Genomic DNA, 19,513 nt, shown 5'->3' on the forward strand with positions numbered 1-19,513 from the left:
ACTTGGCTTTACGCCATAAAGTCAACGCCTTCTTTAATATCAGCTTTTAATGTATCAAGCATGTCGTTTTTAGCTTTTTCTTCAAACGCACTTAATTCGCCGTAAGATAAAATTTCAGCAACACCGTTTACGCCTAAACGTATTGGGTGAGCAAAATATGGTGCATCACCACCTTCAACGTCAACATAAGCGTAATCTACAACTTCTTCGCCTTGTAAACCTTTTACTAAAGATAAACAAAAACGTGCTGCAGCTGCGCCCATTGAAAGTGTAGCAGAACCGCCACCCGCTTTAGCATTTACAACTTCTGTACCTGCATTTTGAATGCGTGGAGTTAATGCTGCAACTTCTTCATCAGTAAAAGTAACACCTTCAACTTGTGAAAGAAGTGGTAAAATTGTTGTACCTGAGTGACCACCAATTACTGGAACTTTAACGTCACTTACGTTTAAGCCTTTTAATTCAGCAACAAATGCTTCACTACGAATAACATCAAGAGTTGTTACACCAAATACACGGTTCTTGTCATAAGTACCCGCTTTTTTGAATACTTCAGCAACGATTGGTACAGTGCCGTTTACTGGGTTAGTAATAATACCCACTAGAGCTTTTGGACAGTTAGCAACAATGCCTTCTGCCAATGTTTTGATAATACCTGCGTTTACTGCGAATAAATCAGCACGATCCATACCTGGCTTACGTGGCATACCTGCTGGAATAATTACAATATCAGCACCTGAAAGCGCACCAGCTAAATCATCAGCACCAAAACCTTCAACTTTAACAGCTGTAGGGATATGAGATAAATCTACCGCCACACCTGGAACTACAGGGGCAACATCATAAAGTGATAACTCTGAACCTGCTGGTAATTGAGTTTTTAATAGTAAAGATAATGCTTGGCCAATACCGCCTGCTGCGCCTAAAACTGTTACTTTCATGTGTTCTCTCCGAGATTTAATAGGGTTAAATTGAGGCCAATTGACCTCAATTTCATTTTAACAAAAAAATTTGAGTAAATACGTAAAAATTTGCTGCGCAAAAGATATAGCATAGGCAGCAAAAAAACAATTAATATTCATTTATACCGTATATTTATCTATATGATAGCGTATAATGCTCCTTTGCAAAAACACAACTTTAGTATTATAGCAAATAGATTAATTATCTTTTATAAGGTTTTCGTATCAAATAATGAATGGTCAACAAAAACAAGAAGCACTAGTACAAGCATTTAAAGATTTATTAAAGCAAGAGCAGTTTGGCTCTCAAGGTGAAATAGTTGATGCTTTAAAAATGCAGGGCTTTAATAATATCAGCCAATCTAAAATATCACGGATGTTAAGTAAATTTGGTGCCGTTCGCACTCGTAATGCCCGTCAAGAAATGGTTTATTGTTTACCTGCTGAATTAGGTGTTCCTACTGCACAAAGCCCATTAAAACAATTAGTATTAGAAATTGAACATAATGGTATTATGATCATTATTCAAACTAGTCCTGGTGCTGCACAATTAATTGCCCGTTTACTTGATAGTTTAAGTAAAAGTGATGGTGTATTGGGTACAATTGCGGGTGACGATACTATATTTATTGCACCAACCGATGTAAATAATATACAAGAAACCATTAACAAATTAGAATGCCTTTTCAGTAAAAAGCTTAGTTAGTTTAACTGAGCTTACTCTCATTCAATTTTATCGCTTCCAATATACTCGTCAATAATAATGTCGCGGTAACAGGTTTAGCAATATGTTGATTCATACCAGCATCTAAACTGCTTTTTTTGTCCTCTTCTCGTGCGTGAGCTGTCATGGCTATAATAGGTAGATTTTTATATTTCTCTAATTTTCTAATTTCTACTGTTGCTGTTAAGCCATCCATCACCGGCATTTGAATATCCATTAATACGACATCAAATGACTCCGCTTCAAGTGAATCTAAAGCTTTTTGGCCATTATCAGCGATGAAGACTGTTGCATTCATACTTTTGAGTAATTCTTTAGCAACTAGTTGATTAATAAGGTTGTCTTCAACTAAGAGCACTTTTATATTTGATAAGTCTCCCTCACCTTCTTTGACTATTAATGATGCTTTAGTTGAAGAGGTGACATTATCAGTTGATACTGGCTTACTTGTTTCTTTGGATTTAGTTGATGACAACACACTAACTATTTTATCTAATGAATAACGATATAAAGGGGTATCAAGTAAAGTGTAAGGCACTTTTAAACTATCGAGTTGCTGACATGTATTCGGTTTTAATTCACTCATACCGGGTTGGCACAAGCCTATTAAGTCAATAAGATTAACAGCTTTGTCATTAACGTCATGTTCTATAAATGTTTGCTCATCAATTAATAAAATGACTTTATCTGTTAATGATTTTTTATCCTGCAACACTGTGTTTAATTCAATTAAGTTAGTAAATTGATGATAATACCAAGACTGCGCTTTAATGGTTTGAACACAACTTTTTGAAAGTTCATGATTAATGCTACAAATATGAAGCCTTGATATTTCATTACTTACGGTACTAGAGAAATCAGAATTCATCATGGTTTCTTCATTAGGAATAGAAAAAGGCAAAATAAAACTAAATTCGCACCCAGCCCCTAAATCACTTTTTACTGTTATTTCTCCTCCAAGTAACTTAACTATTTGCTGACAAATAGATAAACCTAAACCTGAACCACCGTATTTTCTTGTCATAGAGATATCAGCTTGAGAAAAAACCTCAAATAAATGCGCTTGATTCTCCTTAGAAATCCCTATGCCTGTATCTTTCACTCTAAACCGAAGTAAAACATTCGTTGCGCTTAAGCCAATAGAATCAATAAATAAGTCAATATTGCCTTGTTCGGTGAATTTGGTCGCATTATTTAAGAGGTTTGACAATACCTGAACTAAACGCATGGCATCACTCATTAGAAAACGAGGAACATTAGCGTCCAAGTCTACTCGCATGTTGAGTTTTTTCGCATGAATGGTCGCGGCATTCAATTTAAGCGCAGTATCAATGACTGAAGGTAAATCAGTTACTTCTTTAACAATAACCATTTTACCTGCTTCAATTTTAGATAAATCAAGCAATTCATCAATAAGGTGTAACAATGAAAAGGCTGCGGTTTGTGCATTGGTTAAATAATGTTCTTGCCGTGCATCAAGTTGAGTACCCGTTAATAAGTTTATCATTCCTTGTATAGCATTAATGGGGGTTCTAATTTCATGGCTCATATTAGCTAAGAATTGAATTTTTACTTTGTTCGCATATTCAGCTTGGTTTTTAGCGCTCTCTAAAGCTGATTGCGTTGCTTGTTGCTCAGTGACATTTTGTAAAATAGTTATAGTACCCAGTATTTCTCCTTCACCATTGGTAAACTGGTTGCAAAACCCCTGATAAATTTCATCTCCGGCCTCGACTAATGTTTGTTGAGGATATTGATCACCAAACTTTACATTCAAATGTTCAATTTGATATGCCAATAATTTTGGCATAAATTGACTCGCTTTTACCCCGAGCATTGAGCTTTCTAACTGGCCAGTTAATTGTTCAAATGATTGGTTACAGCCCATTAACTTACCGTTAGGATCATTGAAAATGATCAACTCAGGGATAGCATTCATTACTGAGCGTAATAAAACATAATCACGTTGATGTTGAGTGCTTGTTTCTATTAATGCTTTAGTCTTCTCTAATACTCGACTATCAAGCACTTCATTTTGATCTTTTAATTGCAATAATAAGCTACGATTTTGAGTAAATATATCTTCAACTAAAACAAACCAATGTAACCAGTCTGCATTTGCTTTTACTTTTCCTGGATCGCCTTGGGAGCAGAATTCAATATGACTAATAAAATCATGTGTTGGTTTAATGAAGCTTCGTCTTGTCATGGCATTAACTAGCATCAAAAAAGCAAATAACCCGATCAATAAGATAGTGAACATGAAAATAAAATGGTTTCTTAAAGGAGAAATAAAGCTTGAATAGGGTTGATACTTTAATAGCGTCCATCCGTTAATAGGTAAAGATTGTGTTTCAACAAACCAATCACCAATTTTTATTGAATCTGGTATTTGTGCTAAACGCTCTTTTTGTAAGTGATGTAAATCGTTAGGTAATAGTTTTTGCCATGAGGCTCGATAATTTAACGGCTTTTTACCTTGTTGTTTAAAAATTAAAATATCGTTCTGCTGATTAAGTAGTACTAAAGCTTGATCATCAGATGTTAGCGCCGATAAGCTTTGCTGTAAGCGCGCTAAACTAATATCAATAACGACTGCACCTACCATATCTGTATGTCGGTAAACGCCCATTCCTAAAGAAAAATTCATCCCTGTACCCGCAGCATCAATATAAGGCAAAGACCAAATAACTTTATTATTATCTAAACCTAATGCTTGTATTTTTTTAGCATGGGCATTGGTGAGCATCCTGTCACTAAATCGCCAGCTATCTCGGCCAATCCAAGGGTAAATATTAACGAACTGATCTACTGAAATGTAATAAAACCAATTAGCCTCTTCGAGAACTTTTTGTGCGGTAACAAAAGCAGGCGTTAACGCATTAGCCATTGCTATTTCTTGATTTTTTAATAGTGAAAATTTATCTATATCACCAAAACCTGTGATATTACCACTAATACGTTTATCTTCATTGATTGCACTACGTACAGCTATATCAAGAAAAAACAATGCACCATCTTGTCTTAATGGTGGGGTTTTAAAATATAATTCGTCTGGATGTTTAAGAATGTATTGAGCATAGTCCTGAATCCCTAAGACCGCTTGCTCACTTTGTCCTAACATGCCATTTAGTTGTTCTACTTGGGCAGTTAATCGAGTTAAACTTTGGTGTTTATGTTCGGATAACTCACTGTAATATCTTAATGAAGCCGCAGCTAACGCAATAAAAACGATAACAATAAACGCAACAACAACAGCAGTGTTATATCGTCTAAATACAGTATTCTCTGCGGTTTTCTCTAACAAAGCTGATCCCTTAACAAAAATATTACTCTTCACTTAAGCTAATGTACCTATTTGGCGTACATAAGCATAATATTATTTTTACAAATAAAAATAGTCAGACATGACATTCTTTTTATCTCATTTACTTAAACTAAGGTCATTACCTCAGCTTATAAAAATAAAACATACGCTATTATAAAGCTAATTAAAGAGAATCAATAAACACTTGATATACAAATAATATAAGCGTACTTTCATTTATATTACAAAAATCAGGCTTCGTATCAGCCAATTAAACACTTAATAACGTAAAGTCATAAGATATTATTTATCCTCATGCTTGCATTGTCAGGAAATGACAACGAATAAATAGGTTAGCTCAAACACGTGAAAAACAACTTACAATATAAGGATAATTATTATGGGGCATAACCATTCACACGGTCACTCACATAGCCATTCACATTCCCATGACGGTAAACTAAGTTTTGCAGTATTTATCAATATTTTATTATCTGTGGTGCAAGTAATTGGTGGCATTGTTTCTGGAAGCTTATCGCTTATTGCAGATGCCCTTCATAACTTAAGCGATGCAGGTGCAATTATTATCGCTATTGTTGCTAGAAAAATAGCTCGCAAACCAGCGAATAGTAATATGACTTACGGATTTGAGCGTGCAGAAATATTAGGGGCATTAATCAACAGTACCACGCTATTGTTGGTGGGTATTTATCTTATTTTTGAATCTATAGCTAAATACTTTAATCCAGAGCCTATCGACGGCTGGATCATTGTTTGGATCGCCACTATTGCGTTAATAATAGATGCTGCAACAGCATGGCTAACCTATAAAGCAGGGGCAAAAAACAACTTAAATTTAAGAGCCGCCTTTATTCATAATATGTCTGATGCTTTCGCTTCAATTGTAGTTATTTTAGCCGGTACACTTATCATTTTATATCAATGGTACTTTGTCGATTTAATAGCAACAATTGGTATTTCTATCTACGTTATATACCACGGTTTGCTACTAACTAAACAAACGATTAAAATTTTAATGCAGGCGGTACCAGAAGATATTGAGATTGATGAGCTCTGTGCTGAAGTTGAAGGTATTCCTAGTGTAAAAAAAATTAACCATATACATGTCTGGCAGCTCGATGACAATAAAAAGTTCTTAGAAGCACATGTCACTTTAGAAATAAACCACGTTGATAATGGGATAGTTGAAATTAAAAAAATCTTACTAAATAAGTATGGTATTAAACATTCTACGATAGAAAACTGTATTGATAATCAAGAAATAATAAATAATTGCTACCAACGCGAGTAAGAGCTATTGTGAATAAGTCATACGGTAGGAAACATTAACCATAGGCCAGCAATCAATTGTTCCTGACCTATGTCTTGCAATAACGTTTGTTAAATAACAAACGTTATTGGTTGTAAGAAAAGCTTTTCCTTAGATGAATTTTTTCTAATGACGTTCCTAACTGTACTTCAAAATCACCTGTTTCAGCTAGCCAATCATTAGTTTTAATATCCCAGAAAGACAAATCACGTTTGTTAAGTGTAATGCTAATTTCTTTACTTTCATTGGGACTTAAGTACACCTTAGCAAAACCTTTCAACTCTTTTTCTGGCCTAGCAACACTGGCTTCTTTATCATGTAAATACAGTTGTACTACTTCCGCACCCGCCACTTTACCGGTATTTTTAAGTTGTGCTGTTACTGTAATACTTTCATCCCCAGTGATACTTGATGCTGATAATTTAATGTCAGTTAAGCTGAACTGGGTGTATGAAAGTCCATGACCAAAAGCAAAAGTCGGTTTTATTTTTTGTTGCTCAAACCAGCGATAACCAATGAAGACACCTTCAGTATATAAACTTTCTATCGCGTTATAATCATTGAGCGCAATTGGCGCGGTATCTTCAAGACGAGCAGGTAAAGTAATCGGCATTTTACCACTTGGATTCACCTCACCGGTTAGAATATCTGCAAAAGCATGCCCTGCTTCCATACCGCCATACCAACCCCAAACAATCGCATTCGCTTCATCAACCCAAGGCATTTCAACTGCAGAGCCTGCGACAAGAAAAACGACAGTTTTTTCATTAGCGGCAATAAGCTTACTAATAATTTCATCTTGTGAATTAGGTAGTTTCATATCAGGACGATCAATTGATTCTCTATCGTCACCATGACTCAAACCACCAAAATAAATCACGGCATCGGCTTTTTTAGCTGCCGCTATATACTCAGCTTCACTGCTAAACAACTCTCCTGGAGCATTCCAACCTAACGTAAATTTATCACTGCCATCATATTCAATTTCAAATGAATAGGTTTCATTTTCGACTAAATCAATAGCCTTTGTCAGGGTAGTCATACTTGTGATGTCAGTAGTTTTTCTGCCGTTGACCTTATGCGCAATAACAGCGTCACCATTAATTTTTAAGGTAAAGTCTCCCTGAGTTTCCACATTCAGCTGATGAGAACCTGTTTTTAATGGCTTAATTTTAGCTGACATTGTAATGTGCTGAATCTTATCAGGCGTTTTAGCCTTGAAGGTTGAGTCAACAATCCAAGATTCTTCAATTAAGCTCAACCTTGCCAAATCATCATAATAAGATACATTCCATGCCGGGGTACCAGTCCAATGACGACTTTCGACATAATCACTGGCGATTGCAGTTAACTCACTACTACGCGCTCGCATCACAGTAATGTTTACGTTTTCACCAAAGGCTGCTTTTAATCCTGCTAACGGTGTTATCTCATATAAAGATTTAACTTCAGAAGAGCCACCACCCGTACCGTGTTTTTTATTGGCATTAGGGCCTAATACCAAAATGTTTTTTATTTTATTCTTATCTAGTGGTAATACAGGCATTGACTCAATCGTTTCATTTTTTAATAAAACCACACCTTCAGTCGCTATTTTGCGTGCAGCCGCTTGGTGCGCTTTAGTATTTCTTGAGCCCGGTAAACGATTTTGATCATACATACCAATAGCATGTTGCACGCGTAAAATACGTCTCGCTTTTTCCTCAGCAATAGATTCTGGAATTTTTCCTGATTCGATCATTGCTAAGAATGGCTTAGCAAGAAAGTAGTCCTGATAATGATCGACTTTAGTGCCCATCTCTAAATCTAAGCCATTTACTGCCGCGTCATAGGTATTAATATCGACATGCCAATCGGTTAATAATACCCCTTGATAACCCCATTCACCTTTTAGAATATCCATAACTAAGTGCTTACTTTGGTTTGCATTGGTACCATAATATTCGTTGTACGCTCCCATCATACCTAGTACACCACCTTCTTTCACTGCGGCTTCAAATGCAGGTAAATAAACTTCTCTTAAAGTACGTTCATCTGGTTTAGCATTAACCCCCGTACGATTCAGCTCTTGGGTATTTAACGCATAATGCTTAACTGTGGCAGCAACATCATTGGCTTGAATCGCTTTTATTTGAGGCACAACTAACTTTGCCGCTAAGATAGGATCTTCGCCCATATATTCAAAATTACGACCATATAAAGGTAAACGAGCTAAGTTAACTCCTGGCCCTAGAATAAAATCTTTTTCTCTATCACGCGCTTCTGCACCTAAAACTTCGCCATGTAGTCGTGCCATTTCTACATCCCAACTGGCAGCAACAGACGTAAGGTGCGGTAAATAAGTTGAATGGTCATCTGTCCAACCCGCTGAATCCCAAGTATGGCGTGCTATTTGATGGCGAACGCCATGAGGGCCATCAGATAACCACATTTCTGGGATACCGACACGCTTAATAGCATTAACATGAAACTTTCCACTCGCATGAGCCAAAGATACTTTTTCAGCTAGTGTCATTTTCGCTAACATTGCTTCAACGTCTTGTTCAACCGTCGCAAGACGTTTACTCGCATGAGTATTTTTTTTCTGAATTACTTTGTGATTTACTGTCTGAGTTACCTTTTGATTTTTATTTGTTTCACATGCGCTAAGACTGATACTAAGTCCGAATAAAGCAGAAATTTGAATGATTTTTTTTAACATACTACGCATAAATATAGCTTCCAGTGAGTAACTTTTCAGTCTTTATCTATCAGAATAGAGTGACTAAATAATGAGGTTTAAATTGTAGGAATAAATGACAGTCATATTGCATATTCAACAATTATTGAATTAGCAATAGTTGCTGAAAAACATCTGCAGTTATATAACCTAAGTTTTTACTACCGTTGACTGCTTCAATGTTTGTTGAACCGATAAAGCTCTCCCGCTCTTTTGAACCATCGTTATCGCAATATGCCAACATAAAACCCATTTTTTTCCCTAGAGTCAGTTTTACGGGTTGCTGCCGATCTTTTTTATTGTCAGGAAGTAATGCAAAACTATCATCAAAAACACTGAGCGCTACTTCCCAAATGATTTTATTTGGTTTACTCATACTTCTTCGCCAAACACTATCGATATGATCGTTTAACAAAACAAAGTTAGTTGATCCATCTTTGTTTTTTGGGCCGATATCTACCACCTGATTATCTAAGGCAATATGATATGCAAAAGCATTAAAAGTAAATTGGTGGTCACCACCTGAAGCATCTTCATCAATGAAAATTTCTAAACAGTCATCGTCCCAATATCGATAAAGAGGATCAGCATGTTGATCAAATAAAATATCATCGGTAATTTCAACCAGTAAGAATAGGTGGTCTTCATTCCACATCACTTTAAATTGACCACTAAAATCTTCCTCTGTTGGTTGGACCCCCATGATGAGCTTATCTAAAGGCTGCCATGATGATAAGTCCCAACTTTTTTCACTAGCAATACCATCAATCACCATCACGTCTTGTACTTTATGGGCGTTTAGTTGATTGCTACTTGCGCTTACTGAAGCAATAGCACTAAATAAAATAAGAGTAATTAACAAAATATTTAATAAATTAAAATTAGCTAAATAAACCAATGTTTTTTTCATGATATCCCCTTGCCTAATTATTGTTTAGCTCTTGCTTAAATCTTTTTTAACTAGTTGATAAACCTTTTGATATACTTCTTTAAAGGTGCCACTAACATCAAGCTTAACAATATCTTTTTCATCCTTTCTTTTTTCTTCCATTGCGGCAAATTGGCTTGTTAATAACTCTACTTTAAAAAAATGATTCTCACGATTTAACATACGATTTTTTATCGTATTAAGGTCTGCACTTAAATAATAAAAATGACATTTAAACTCAAGTGTTCTGAAGCGTTTTCGGTGTTGATATTTAAGGCCAGAAAACGCTAACACCACATTTTTATTCTGCTTAGATAGCCTGCCAAGTTTACTTATAATGGCTTCTACCCAAGGTTTTCTCATCGTATCATTAAGCGGTAAGTTAGCAGCCATGAGCGCTATTGCTTCCGAGGAATGAAAGTCGTCTGCATCAAGAAATTCATAACCGCCCTGAGTATTTAAATCGTTAACGAGCTTTTGACTAATCTCTGTTTTACCTGAGCCACTAACCCCCATTATAATAAACAAGTGAGGTATGCTAGAAAATTTCGGCTTTTTATTTCTACTTAAGATATTAATCATGAGCAGGTACCAATACGCTCAATTGATAAGTTGCATTATTACCGAGTATTTTTAACTTATTATCTACGACTCGTTCACCCTCTATATACGCTTCAATCTCAGTAACTTGCGTTGATTTTTCAATAATAAAATGAATAATTGCACCACGAAACATGCGTTGTCCTGATATTTTATTCAAGTGACTTGGCAATTTAGGAGCAATATATAACCCGCCATTGCCACCTTTTAATCCACACAGCTCTTCTACTAAGCACCGGTATAACCAAGCCAGTGTACCGGTATTAAATAATTGACTTGAGCGCCCTGCTTTTTCTGGGTATTGCTGATAAGCACCACGATAGTAATTAGGGACAAAGATCGCCAATTGACCACTTTTAGCCGCTAATGCTTTTGATGGTAAAATTTTATTTAGCACCTCAAAAGCAAGATCGTTTTCGCCAGCTTGATATAGGCTATAAGCATAAAAAATTGCGGCATGATTATAAACAGAGCCATTTTCTGAAACGCCAGGGTGCTTTTGGGTAATTCTCCCAATATCCTCGACCATTTTGGTATAGCTAGGTGCTAGCATCATTACACCATAAGGTGTCATTAACTGTTCAGAAATAGCAGCAATCATCAGTTGTTGCTGCTCTACCGAGGCAGCACCACTGAGCATTGCCCAGCTTTGTGGGTTTAAATATATCTTGCCCTCTTCGTCATTAACCGTACCAAAGAGGCGATCATTGTCAGTAATACCTCGAGCAAACCACTGTTCATGCCAAAAATAAGTGTTAACTGACTCATTAATAGTATTCGCGGCAAGCCGATACTCGGTAAGCTTGTTCAACGTAATTTGAATACCATATTCTTCACATAAATCGCACCAAGTATTTAGTGCATAAGCGGTTGCTAATGAAAGCCAACTTGAGACACCTTTACCTTTATAACCCACCATGTTCATAGGGTCACACCAATCACCTTGTTCGATTAAACTCAAGCCACGGTGATCTGTAGCCTTGACTAACCAGTTAAGTGCTAAGTCAATATGTTCACTGAAAAGTTTAGGTGTATCTGAATCAGAAAAAGCTATTGGAGTTGTTAATAAATCGACATCACCTGTTTCATTAAGATATACCGCTAAGCATATTGGTAGCCACACACAATGATCGGCATGAGGAATTTGATTAATATATTTAAGCTCAGCTTGCGCATGTAACAATATACCATCTGGCATAGCACCATTACTGTATTGTTGAGATAAAGCCAAAACGAATGCTTGACGAGCAACAACTGGATTGATGTAGCACATTCCCATATTATCTTGAATATAATTACGTGTCTGTGGGTCAGTACTTAGTCGATTAACATCACCATGATAAAACATTTGTCTGGGTAGCCAATGATTAACAAAGTCATCAAAATCAGCATTATCAGTGTTGATTGTTAAACAAGCTTTTCCTTGAGCAATATAATCATCATATTCTTGTTGAGCCTTTCGAGCGTTTGAGCTATTTAAGTAGCGCTCTCTTATTTGTGCAATTTCAGTATTGTCTTTAGCTGCTCCAAATAAAAACTGATAATTAGCAGATTGATTTTCACCTAAAGATTCTCGGTATTGATAAACAGCTACTGGTGTTTCATATCGAGCATCGTTATTACTTAATTGTAAAAACTTTAGTGCATCAGGAGAATGTAAGCCCCCCTCCCCTTCAAATGTAGCTTGGTTCGTATGCCAAGAAGTGGGTTTTTTATCCGCAATTAAAAAGGTTTTATCTTTTAAGTCTTTATTTTTAAAATACTGTTCAACTTTTTGATAAGGAGTTACGGCGGTAGCAACAATGCTATTAAGTTGTTCGTCAAAGGTAGCTGATTGATTCATCCAAGACATATAACCAATAGAGAAATAAGGGTATACACTGATATTTCGTTTACCTACACCTTTTCTAAAATTCTCAATTGATAATGACCAACGCTCAACAACATCGTTTTCCGTTAAACTTACTGTGATTTTTATTTTTAACTCAAGATGTTCTATCAACCAATAAATTTCACTCGCACTTTGTACAAAACTAAACTTATCTAGCTGTACTCTCATGGGTTCATAAGGTACTGAAAAGCTTTGCTGTTGATCTTCATCTTTAATATAAAAAAAACGTCCAGGATGGTGGCTAAAATAACTGTGCTCAGGCTGAATAAAAGTTTTTTCTTCTATGTTGGGTGCGTAAGAGTATTTTCTTGGCTCAGGCTGCATAAACTGAGCATTAACATAGCCTCGACAATTTACTTGTAACACCATTCGTTTATTCCATAAAAAGCCACTCGCCTTAGGCATGCTAATAGGAGAATCGAGTTTAACGATTGCGTCTTCAATTTTATGATTATTATTTACATTACTCATTGAGCATAACCTTATCACCTTTTAAACCATCTGCTGAATTAGCACTTCTTTGCGCTAATTCTTTTTGTACATGCTCTAACGTTTTATCATCTAATGGATAAAGCATAATTAACGGCACAGCCAATGCCGCAAATACGGCGGGAATAATAGTAAGCAATAGTACAATACCTTGCTCTGATGCTCCTGTTTGCGCTTGGTTAGCAATATAGCCAAGTGAAGCTAATAACCAACCTATTGTCGCACCCGCAAGCGCTCCTCCTAGTTTTTGTGCAAAAGTTGCTGCTGAAAAGATCATTGCCGTCGCTCTTCTCCCTGTTTTCCATTGAGAGAAATCAGCGGTATCAGCATACATAGAAAAAACTAACGGTGATTTAGGCCCTAGCGCCAAACCAATCATGATTTGCAGCACAAACATCAGCTTAATATTGTTATTAGGTACAAAATAAAACGCTGTAGATAAAACAGCTACGATACTTATTAGAATAATGAGTAATTTACGTTTATCAAAAAATCGCGTTAACAACGGTGTTGAGGCTGCGCCTATCGCTAAAGCGATCATATAAACCATAGCGAAGCTACCAATTAAATCAGGACGTTGAACATAATATTTAAAGTAAAAAGTCCCTGAACTCGCCCTTAATGAAATGGTAATCATAATAATAAGCGCTAGCACAAATAACACTAACCATGGCTTGTTTTGTCCTAAATCTTTAATGTCTTGCCATATTGGTGTTTTCTGCTCTGGTGGTGGTGCAATGCGTTCTTTTGTTCCATAAAAAGTAATGGTAAATAGAACAGCGGCAATACAGCCATATAAGCCCATGGTAAGTTGCCAGCCTAATGCTTCATTTCCTCGCCCTAAATATTCAACTAATTCAGGAGTAAGGTAGGCAACTAAACTGCCGCCAGAAAAAGCGCCAATAAATCGAAAACTGGTTAACGTAGTACGCTGTTGTGTATTACTCGTTATCACCCCAAGTAAAGCACCGTATGGAACATTAATAAATGTATAGGCCAGCATCATAAAAATGTAAGTGCCATAAGCCCATATCAATTTATTACCATCACTCGTATCAGGTACCGTAAATGTTAATACGCCAGCCGCTACAATAGGCAGAATACCCCATAATAAATAGGGACGGAATTTACCAAAACGGGTCTTAGTTCGATCAGCTAAGGCACCCATTAATGGATCAGAAAAGGCATCGATTAGCCTAGTTACTAACATTAAGGTACCGACAGCTGCTGCTGAAATTCCAAAAACATCAGTGTAGAAAATAAATAGAAACACATCAAAAACACGCCAATAAAAATTGGATGCTACGTCACCACAGGCGTATGCGACTTTTTCTTTTAAAGGAAGTTTACTATTCACATTTAAATACCTTATTGAATTATCAACTACTTCGTCTTTACTTAAAATTGAAAAGCATCTAGATACAAATAAAATGACTATTTGTTCATATCCTAACCAAACCGCAACAAGATGTAAGCGCTTACAAAATAATTCATATTACTTATGAAAACAACAAGTATTTACAAAAACAAACTAATAAAAAAAATAATAACATGATTATAAAGAGCTTTTAATATACAACAACTAAGTTAACTTTCTAAAAAGTTATTTAATGTTAAGCGGTATAGTTAAATAATTATCGAATTATAAAAATAATTATTGACCTTATTAACTTAATACTCTAACTTCAATGTAAGCGCTTTCATTTGTTTGTAATCTATCCAATTACACACGATACTGATATAACAAATGGAAACGTTTACTAAAATAAATAATTATAAAATATGTAAACTTGTGGGAGAAAGTCATGATTCAGAAAAGATTTATTAAAACAAAAGTAGCAACAAGCTTATCGTTAATATTAGGTGCTACTGCACTACCTGCTATATCAGCAGAAGAAGTAAATCAAGCGGAAGAAAGTGTAGAAGTAATTACTGTGACAGGTATGCGTTCAAGTATAAAAGAGTCAACACGACTTAAACGTGATGCTTCTGGTGTAGTTGACGCTATTTCAGCAGAAGATATTGGTAAGTTTCCAGATACTAACTTAGCTGAATCACTTCAACGTATTACCGGTGTTTCTATCGACCGAGATAATGGTGAAGGTAGTAAAGTAACAGTTCGTGGTTTCGGTCCAGATTATAATATGGTTACGCTAAATGGTCGTACGATGCCAGCATCAAGCTTACCTGGCGGCGGCGGAGTATCAAATTCCCGTGCTTTTGAATTCTCAAATCTAGCTTCTGATGCGGTTAAATCGGTTTCAGTTTATAAAACAGGTAGAGCTAACACCGCGACTGGTGGTATTGGTGCCGTTATTAATATAGTAACAAGCAAACCATTAGATAATCCAGGTACGCATGTTAGTGTTGGTGCGAAAGCACTAATAGATACAAGTAATCGTGTGGGTAATGATGTTACTCCTGAGTTATCGGGTTTATTTAGTTGGACTGATGACGAGGAAAAATTCGGTGCTTCTTTATCGGTAAACTCACAAAAAAGAGATAGCTCTACTTCTGGTGCTTTTGTCAATGAATGGCGAACAAGCCTTTATGATGGCACTATTCCACAAGCAGCAAGTGATATTGAACTTATTAATGAACCTGAGATTGGACAAGTTTATTCAATGCCATCAGATTTACGATACTTTATTTCTGATCAAGAGCGAGAACGTACTAATGCTCAATTAACCTTACAATTTAGACCTATCCAAGCATTAACGGCAACCCTAGATTATACCTATTCAAAGCAAGATACCTTTCAATCTCGTGCTGAACAATCTATTTGGATGGATGTATATAAAACAAGCTTAGGTTTTGATGGTGAAATATCAACCACCCCAGTTGATTTCAATGAAGAACGTAGAGATCAAGCTCCTCGAGATTTAGGCTTGGCATTACAAGAACTTAACCAAGTTAACGAAAATGATTCGATTGGTTTAAACATTCAATACGATGTAAATGATTATTTCACGTTAACTTTTGATGGTCACAGCTCAAGTGCTGAGAGCGCTCCTGATGCACCCTATGGTTCTTGGGTAAATACAGGCTTAGGAGCAAATATTGTTGCAGGTCAAAGTGTTGATTACAGTAAAGAATATCCGACTATGCATGTTAACTTTGACGACTGTGATGCTAGAAGAGGTTTAAACTGTAATGGTATCCTTGATCAAGATGATGTAGGTACTTCGATTCTTGATATGCGCTCTTCATCTCAAAAAACTGACATTGATGAATTTAGAGTGATTGGTGCTTATCAATTTGAAGAAGGAAGCATCGAGTTTGGTATTGAATCTCGTTCTATGGAAAGTCATTCTATACAGAGCTTAACACGCCATACCATGGGTAACTGGGGTATTGAAAATCCAGGAGAATTGCCTGATAACTACTTAACGCCAATTGATTTTACCAGCGAAATTAATGATTTTGATAAAAGTGGTGCCTTTAATCAAGGTTTCACAGGTAGCGCTTCACAAGTGGGTGAATGGGCTGCTGGAGAATATGGTTTTGACTTTATCGCTAATGGTGCTGCAGCAACTAACCGTACAATAAAAGAAGATATTACCGCTGCATTTTTCCAGCTTGATCTTGCAGGTGAATTAGGCGGCCGCCCATATAATATTTCTGCAGGTCTTCGCTTCGAAAGCACTGATATCACTTCTTCAGCCAATGTAGCACTACCAAATGCGGTAGCATGGGAAGGTAATCAAGATTTTAACGTACGTTTTGGCGAAGGAATGCAAGACTTCTCAGCGAAAGCAGATTACGACCATCTATTACCAAGCTTTGATTTTGATATAGAGGTTATGGATAACGTGGTAACACGTTTCTCTTTCAGTAAAACGATTGCTCGTCCTACTTATGACCAATTAAGTGCAGCGGCAGCAGATGTTAGTGGTCCTTCTGCCCCAACCACTTTACCAGGTGCTCAGCTAGGTACAGCGTCTAGTGGTAATCCCGGTTTAGTGCCACTAGAGTCAGATAATATTGATTTATCAGCTGAATGGTACTTTGACGAGACAAGTTATGTTTCAATTGGTTATTATGAAAAACGTGTTAGTAACTTTGCTGGCCGTCAGCCTGTTGTAGAAAATGTTTACGGTCTACGTGATGCAACTGCAGGGCCTCGTGCTCAAGCAGCTATGTTAGCGTTAGCTGAATTAGGTGAAGAATTAACTGACAGCAACTTATTTGCCATGGTAGCGGCAACTGAAAACAATGTTGACTATTTTTCAATGCCAGCTGAACAATTTGAAGTTGATTATGATGTTATGCCAAATAACGATGATCCTTTAATGGACTTTACAGTGACCAAGTTTGTTAACAATAAAGAAGCTAAGATCAATGGTTTTGAAATAGCGGTTCAACATTTCTTTGGCGAAACAGGGTTTGGTATTCAGGCGAATTACACTACCGTATCTGGTGACGTAGGCTTTGATAATAATGCAGATCCAACAGTAACTCAGTTTGCACTTGTTGGTTTAAGTGACACTGCTAACCTAGTGTTAATGTATGAAAAAGATAATTTTCAAGCACGTTTAGCTTATAACTGGCGTGATGACTTCTTAAATTCACAAGCTAGATACATTAATGAGCCAGCTTATACTGAAGAGTATGCCCAAATTGACTTTAATGTAGCTTATCAAGTCAATGAAAATATGTCGGTCTTTATAGAAGGTATCAACATTACTGGCGAAGATACCCGTATCCATGGACGTACGGCTGTTCAGCTTTGGAATTTAGCAGAGCAAGAAGCACGTTATGCTGTAGGTGCTCGTTATACTTTCTAACTTAATGTAATCCAGTTCGTTAGCTAGTTCTTATAAATGCTGTGTATTTACACGGCATTTATTGTTTTACGCATAATAGTAATTCTAATACTCTATAAAAAGTTGTTTAAAGAAACCTTTAAAATGACGCTTATAGAAGAAAGACTAGCTAACTGGATTACCAGAGGGAATTATAGCGACAGCCCCTAGAATTTAACGATCAAATAATGTAAAAATTATTTTGATTATCTCACCAGGGTTAAAGGAAAAGTTGATGAAAGAGGTAATGAACTATGACAAATAAAATAAAAAATGTTGTGATTGCTGGTGGTGGAACTGCAGGCTGGATGGCTGCAGCCGCATTTTCAAAACTAATAGGAAAGAATTTAAACATCACCCTAGTGGAGTCTGACGAAATTGCTACGGTTGGTGTGGGTGAAGCGACGATTCCACCCATCAAAACATTTCACAGGTTACTTGGCATTAATGAACAAGAAATAATGCGAGCAACCAACGCTACTTTTAAACTCGGTATAGAGTTTGAAAACTGGGGACTACAAGACTCAAAATACATCCACTCTTTTGGCGCCACAGGCAAAGAGTGTTGGGCCGGTGAGTTTCACCATTTTTGGCTACATGGTCTTCGTAAAGGAATAAAGGCCGACTTTGGTGATTACTGTTATGAGCTACAGGCAGCAAAAGCACATAAATTCGCTTTATCAAATAATACTCCAATAAATTATGCTTATCACCTTGACGCTACCCTGTATGCAAAGTATTTACGAAAATTTAGTGAGAATTTAGGGGTTACTCGTCTCGAAGGAAAGATTCAACAAGTCAATAAAGATAGTAAAACGGGGAATATAAGTTCACTCTCTTTAGCCTCAGGACAACTGGTAGAAGGCGATTTCTTTATCGATTGTACCGGCTTTCGTGGGCTTTTAATTGAACAAGCGCTTCATACTGGGTTTGATGATTGGTCACACTGGTTACCGTGTGATAGAGCTGTAGCAGTACAAACTAAAACTGTTTCATCACCTTTACCTTATACACGTTCAATTGCCCATAAAAGTGGCTGGCAGTGGCAAATACCGTTGCAAAATCGCGTAGGTAATGGCTTAGTGTATTGTAGTAAGTATTGTTCCGACGAAGAAGCAATAAGTACCATAAAAGCTAATATTGAAGGAGAGATGATTACCGAGCCTAGAGTGATAAAATTTAACACAGGCCGACGCCGCAAAGGTTGGAACAAAAACTGTGTTGCTTTAGGCTTATCAAGTGGTTTTATCGAACCGCTGGAATCAACAAGTATTCATTTAATAATGTCTGGTGTGATCCGGTTATTACGCTTATTTCCTTTTGAAGGTATCTGCCAATCAACTATTGACGAATACAATAGTAAACTTGATTCAGAGCTGAATGCTGTTCGTGACTTTATTGTTTTACACTATAAAACAACCGAACGCGAAGATACTGATTTCTGGTTACATTGTAAAACTATGGAAATACCTCCTTCTTTACACCATAAAATAAAGCTATTTAAAGAGACTGGTCGTGTATTTTTAGATGATGGAGATATATTCAGGGTCGATTCATGGACTCAAGTGTTAATTGGCCAAGGAATAATACCAAAACAATATCATACAATAGCTGAGGTTATGAGTGATAAGGAATTAGAAAGCTTTATGAGTAACATGAAAGACTCAATTACCAATGCTGTTGAGAAGCTACCCAGTCACGCAGAGTTCTTAGATAAATATTGCAAAGCCTGACAGAGCTGCCGACTTAAAGCTTAAT

Annotated in this window: 11 protein-coding genes; 4 read left to right on the top strand and 7 right to left on the bottom strand. The window is 36.5% G+C overall.

The genetic code is table 11. The features are described from left to right. Positions 1–8: 8 nt before the first annotated feature. Positions 9–941 (bottom strand): malate dehydrogenase, encoded by a 933-nt coding sequence (gene mdh, locus GQS55_RS16350; protein ID WP_159821504.1) that lies wholly within the window; start codon positions 939–941, stop codon positions 9–11. A gap of 253 nt (positions 942–1,194) precedes the next feature. Here mdh and argR point away from each other — a divergent pair, with 253 nt between their 5' ends. Then, complete coding sequence (gene argR / locus GQS55_RS16355) at positions 1,195–1,668, top strand: transcriptional regulator ArgR (RefSeq protein WP_159821505.1); 474 nt, start codon at positions 1,195–1,197, stop codon at positions 1,666–1,668. Between the two features lies 1 nt (position 1,669). Here the strand turns inward: argR and GQS55_RS16360 are convergent, their stop codons facing one another. After that, positions 1,670–4,993 carry an ATP-binding protein gene (locus GQS55_RS16360; protein ID WP_159821506.1) on the bottom strand — a complete coding sequence of 1,108 codons (3,324 nt, stop codon included), beginning with the start codon at positions 4,991–4,993 and terminating at the stop codon, positions 1,670–1,672. 400 nt (positions 4,994–5,393) lie between these two features. On the opposite strand from GQS55_RS16360, the gene GQS55_RS16365 reads away from it, so the two are divergent. Then, positions 5,394–6,305: a cation diffusion facilitator family transporter gene (locus tag GQS55_RS16365; protein ID WP_159821507.1), complete on the top strand. Its 912-nt coding sequence runs from the start codon at positions 5,394–5,396 to the stop codon at positions 6,303–6,305. 103 nt (positions 6,306–6,408) lie between these two features. Here the strand turns inward: GQS55_RS16365 and GQS55_RS16370 are convergent, their stop codons facing one another. From GQS55_RS16370 to GQS55_RS16390, 5 genes are all read right to left on the bottom strand, one after another. After that, on the bottom strand, positions 6,409–9,033 hold the full coding sequence (locus GQS55_RS16370) for a beta-glucosidase H (protein WP_328698875.1): 2,625 nt from the start codon (positions 9,031–9,033) through the stop codon (positions 6,409–6,411). Positions 9,034–9,145: 112 nt separating this feature from the next. Continuing rightward, positions 9,146–9,952, bottom strand: a complete 807-nt coding sequence (locus tag GQS55_RS16375) for a sugar-binding protein (protein ID WP_159821508.1) — start codon at positions 9,950–9,952, stop codon at positions 9,146–9,148. A 24-nt stretch (positions 9,953–9,976) separates the two neighbouring features. Beyond that, on the bottom strand, positions 9,977–10,552 hold the full coding sequence (locus GQS55_RS16380) for a gluconokinase (RefSeq protein WP_159821509.1): 576 nt from the start codon (positions 10,550–10,552) through the stop codon (positions 9,977–9,979). Beyond that, complete coding sequence (locus GQS55_RS16385; RefSeq protein ID WP_159821510.1) at positions 10,545–12,932, bottom strand: GH36-type glycosyl hydrolase domain-containing protein; 2,388 nt, start codon at positions 12,930–12,932, stop codon at positions 10,545–10,547. The genes GQS55_RS16380 and GQS55_RS16385 overlap by 8 nt, the downstream gene beginning before the upstream one ends. After that, positions 12,925–14,307, bottom strand: coding sequence for an MFS transporter (locus GQS55_RS16390; RefSeq protein ID WP_159821511.1), 1,383 nt, complete (start codon positions 14,305–14,307; stop codon positions 12,925–12,927). Before GQS55_RS16390 ends, GQS55_RS16385 begins: the two co-directional genes overlap by 8 nt. Before the next feature lie 448 nt (positions 14,308–14,755). Here GQS55_RS16390 and GQS55_RS16395 point away from each other — a divergent pair, with 448 nt between their 5' ends. Both GQS55_RS16395 and GQS55_RS16400 read left to right on the top strand, forming a co-directional pair. Continuing rightward, positions 14,756–17,737, top strand: a complete 2,982-nt coding sequence (locus GQS55_RS16395) for a TonB-dependent receptor (protein ID WP_159821512.1) — start codon at positions 14,756–14,758, stop codon at positions 17,735–17,737. A gap of 272 nt (positions 17,738–18,009) precedes the next feature. Then, complete coding sequence (locus GQS55_RS16400) at positions 18,010–19,488, top strand: tryptophan halogenase family protein (protein ID WP_159821513.1); 1,479 nt, start codon at positions 18,010–18,012, stop codon at positions 19,486–19,488. Positions 19,489–19,513 lie beyond the last annotated feature (25 nt).

The sequence above is a fragment of the Colwellia sp. 20A7 genome, from assembly GCF_009832865.1.
Classification (GTDB): domain Bacteria; phylum Pseudomonadota; class Gammaproteobacteria; order Enterobacterales; family Alteromonadaceae; genus Colwellia.

What these genes read in the sequence shown, in the direction of transcription:
- mdh (WP_159821504.1), bottom strand. Translation starts at nt 941, where the DNA reads ATGAAAGTAACAGTTTTAGGCGCAGCAGGCGGTATTGGCCAAGCATTA.
- argR (WP_159821505.1), top strand. Translation starts at nt 1,195, where the DNA reads ATGAATGGTCAACAAAAACAAGAAGCACTAGTACAAGCATTTAAAGAT.
- GQS55_RS16365 (WP_159821507.1), top strand. Translation starts at nt 5,394, where the DNA reads ATGGGGCATAACCATTCACACGGTCACTCACATAGCCATTCACATTCC.
- GQS55_RS16370 (WP_328698875.1), bottom strand. Translation starts at nt 9,033, where the DNA reads ATGCGTAGTATGTTAAAAAAAATCATTCAAATTTCTGCTTTATTCGGA.
- GQS55_RS16375 (WP_159821508.1), bottom strand. Translation starts at nt 9,952, where the DNA reads ATGAAAAAAACATTGGTTTATTTAGCTAATTTTAATTTATTAAATATT.
- GQS55_RS16380 (WP_159821509.1), bottom strand. Translation starts at nt 10,552, where the DNA reads ATGATTAATATCTTAAGTAGAAATAAAAAGCCGAAATTTTCTAGCATA.
- GQS55_RS16385 (WP_159821510.1), bottom strand. Translation starts at nt 12,932, where the DNA reads ATGAGTAATGTAAATAATAATCATAAAATTGAAGACGCAATCGTTAAA.
- GQS55_RS16395 (WP_159821512.1), top strand. Translation starts at nt 14,756, where the DNA reads ATGATTCAGAAAAGATTTATTAAAACAAAAGTAGCAACAAGCTTATCG.
- GQS55_RS16400 (WP_159821513.1), top strand. Translation starts at nt 18,010, where the DNA reads ATGACAAATAAAATAAAAAATGTTGTGATTGCTGGTGGTGGAACTGCA.